Below are 3,231 nucleotides of genomic sequence, written 5' to 3' on the forward strand. Positions count from 1 at the left end.
TCTTATGATGTAGCACCGCAAATTTACAGCCGGCATGGCGACAACATCCGGCAGGTGAATCCTGATCATTCCTTTTCCGCATTGGGCATCGGTACAGAATCTGATAGCTTTATGTCCTCCATGATGAGTACCAATGTTTTTTATCAAATGCCGGAGAATACGGAGCTATTTCGCGAACAATATGATGTTAAGGCCGGGCGCTGGCCGCAACGGTATAATGAGTGTGTTGTGGTTCTTACCCCTAATGGTAGTATTAGCGATTTTATGCTGTATACACTGGGCCTGAGAGATCCTCTCGAGTTGGATGAAATGATCCAGGAGTTTCTTGCAAATGAAGCGGTGGACACACCTGACAATATGGGATCATACAACTATGAAGACTTCCTTGGCATCTCCTTTAAATTGGTAAACGCCTCCGATTACTATGAATACGACTCTACTTATGATGTGTGGACAGATAAATCCGACGATGACGCATATATGCAAAATCTGGTCAGCAATGGCGAAGACATTACAATTGTGGGCGTAGTGCAGCCCGCGGAGGACGCTTCGGCCGCTATGCTAAGCACCGGAATTGCCTATCCAGCTTCTTTGACGGAGTATGTGGTGGAACAGGCCGCTGACAGCCCTATTGTGCAGGAACAAATAGAAAATCCAGATGTCAATGTGCTCACGGGCAATCCTTTTGGCGAAGACAACAGCCAGAGCCCTTTTGATCTGGATTCTCTCTTCACTATTGATGAAGACGCTCTCCAGAATGCATTTGGATTTGATGCAGGTGCAATAGAGATCGATTGGTCAAGCCTTCTTAATATGGACGGCGGTTCCCTGAATCTGTCTGATCTAGTGGATCCGGATGAGTTCACCTTTGATTTTCCGGATTTGCCTGATCTGACACTGGAAGATCTGATGGGTGAATTGGATCTTTCTATCTCACCGGAAGGGATAAAGGAGCTCGCTGGCAATCTGTTAGCTGGATATAACGATTATGCTGTAGAGCATCCAGAGGCAGACTATTCCCGTCTCGATGAATATTTTATGGCTTATTTACAGACTCCGGAAGCACAACAGATTTTAGAAGAAGGCATCAAGCAGATCATCCAATCCGATTTAACGGTCACTGTGTCTCCCGAACAGCTCCAGGAGTTGGTGCAGAACATTATGTCCGGATTCCAGGAGTATGCGGCCTCCAACGGGTGGACTGATCCGGATCGGTTCAGCGAATACCTGGCGTTATATCTGCAGACGCCGGAGGCACAGCAAATCATCGCAGAAGGTGCTGCAGATGTTTTACAGATAAGCGGCGAAATCACAATCTCTCCAGAGCAAATACAAGCGCTGATCAGCGGCATAATGAGCGGCTATCAGGAATATGCCATCGCCAATCAGCTTCCTGATCCGAGTAAAATGGGCGAGCATTTTTCCGCTTATTTACAGACACCCCAGGCCCAGCAGCAGATAGCCGCCGGCATCGCCGGGATCCTGGATACGGAAACATTACAGGCCCAACTCTCCAGTGTATTGGGCAATTATATGCAGACGATGATGTCTTCTTTTACCGAGGCGATCATGCAGGCGATGCAAAACCAAATCTCCTCTGTGATAGAGCAACTCATGGGTCAAATAGCAACCAATATGGAAAGCGGAATGCAGCAGGCCATGGAACAATTGGGAAATAACCTGGGGCAAGCTTTCCAAATCGACTCAGACACCTTTCATTCTGCCATCCAGATGAATATGAGTGAAGAGGAACTTACCGAACTGCTCCGTTCCCTTATGTCCAGCGAAGATGCGTCCTATGAGAACAATTTGACAAACTTTGGATATGCTGACCTAAAGGATCCAAATCAAATTTCTATTTATCCGTATGATTTTTCTAGTAAAACGGCTATCACCGAAATTCTTGACGATTACAACAGCCGTATGGAAGCGCAAGGCGACGAAAGTAAGATGATACGCTATACGGATATGGTGGGAACGCTGATGTCTTCTGTAACTGAAATTGTGGATACCATCAGCTATGTACTGGTTGCATTCGTAGCGATTTCTCTTGTTGTGTCCTCTATTATGATTGGCGTTATTACCTACATCAGTGTACTGGAGCGGAAAAAGGAAATCGGTATTCTCCGGGCCATTGGTGCCTCCAAACACAATGTTTCTCAGGTGTTCAATGCCGAAACCTTTATCATTGGGCTATGTGCTGGCATCATCGGCATTGGATTGACACTGCTCCTTTTAATTCCGGGAAATGCACTAATCCATTCTCTCGCAGGAACAACAGACATCAACGCTTCGCTCCCCGCTGTTTATGGCGTCATTTTGATTGGGCTCAGCGTGGTTTTGACATTGATCGGCGGTCTCATCCCCTCTAGGAAAGCGGCAAAGAGCGATCCTGTTACCGCCTTGCGCTCGGAGTGAGAAAAATATATCTATGTGGAGAATTAAGTAAGTAACTAGACACAATCAAATAAATGAAAAAAGCGCAGTATCGATCTGCGCTTTTTTGGTGATCTCCTTTTCCTCGAGATCAGCCTGCAAAACATTGCGATAACAAAACAATTTGAATGCCGTGTATTTTCTGTTATTATTCATGTGATCTTCAAATAACCATCACATAACCGCTTTACAATTTTATATATCATAAACCCAAAGGTAATGATCATTGCGGTTTTCAGAGCCCGAAAACCGTGGGACATAAAAACTAGAAAGGGGGAATCTGATTGGAAAACAGGCCGTGTTCATAAGCTTTACCCTTATGGCGCACGGCAAACAATAGCACAACTTTCAGAATTCCCATTTTCCGGGAATTATAATCCGACAGATGTCGGAGTCAAATGCATGTCAAAAACATACTCTGGCAAGATATTGAGAACCTGACGAAAGCACCTCAATGAAAAATATTGAGGTGCTTTCGTTTTTTAACAATGTGATTAAAAAATATTGAAGTATTAAATCTTATTTACTGCCAGCATGAGATTTCCGAGTTGTTTGATGAAAAGAGAAATACATTTCTTGTGATCACCAAAAGAAGATCGGCCTCCGCAATTGGAGGCCGATCTTCTTTTATACTGTATGAAAAATATGATAGATCTTTTAACTAGGGATTATTTTTTCTTGCGGGAGAGAACCACTACAGCGCCAGCACTCAGGGCCAGGACTGCCAGTGCTCCAGCGATCATGCTGTGATCTCCAGAAGACGGGTTCTCTTTGTCACTGTTGCCAGAACCGGAT

At 44.8% G+C, this 3,231-nt stretch carries 2 protein-coding genes; one reads left to right on the plus strand and one right to left on the minus strand.

Features of this window, described 5'->3' with window-relative positions; genetic code table 11:
* The coding region (locus tag ACZ25G_RS08885) for an ABC transporter permease (RefSeq protein WP_463682196.1) at positions 1-2,418 on the plus strand (2,418 nt) is incomplete at its 5' end.
* Between the two features lie 686 nt (positions 2,419-3,104).
* Here the strand turns inward: ACZ25G_RS08885 and ACZ25G_RS08890 are convergent.
* Positions 3,105-3,231 (minus strand): LPXTG cell wall anchor domain-containing protein (locus ACZ25G_RS08890; protein ID WP_463682197.1); only part of this gene is annotated, 127 nt, incomplete at its 5' end.

The organism is Zongyangia sp., assembly GCF_965361945.1.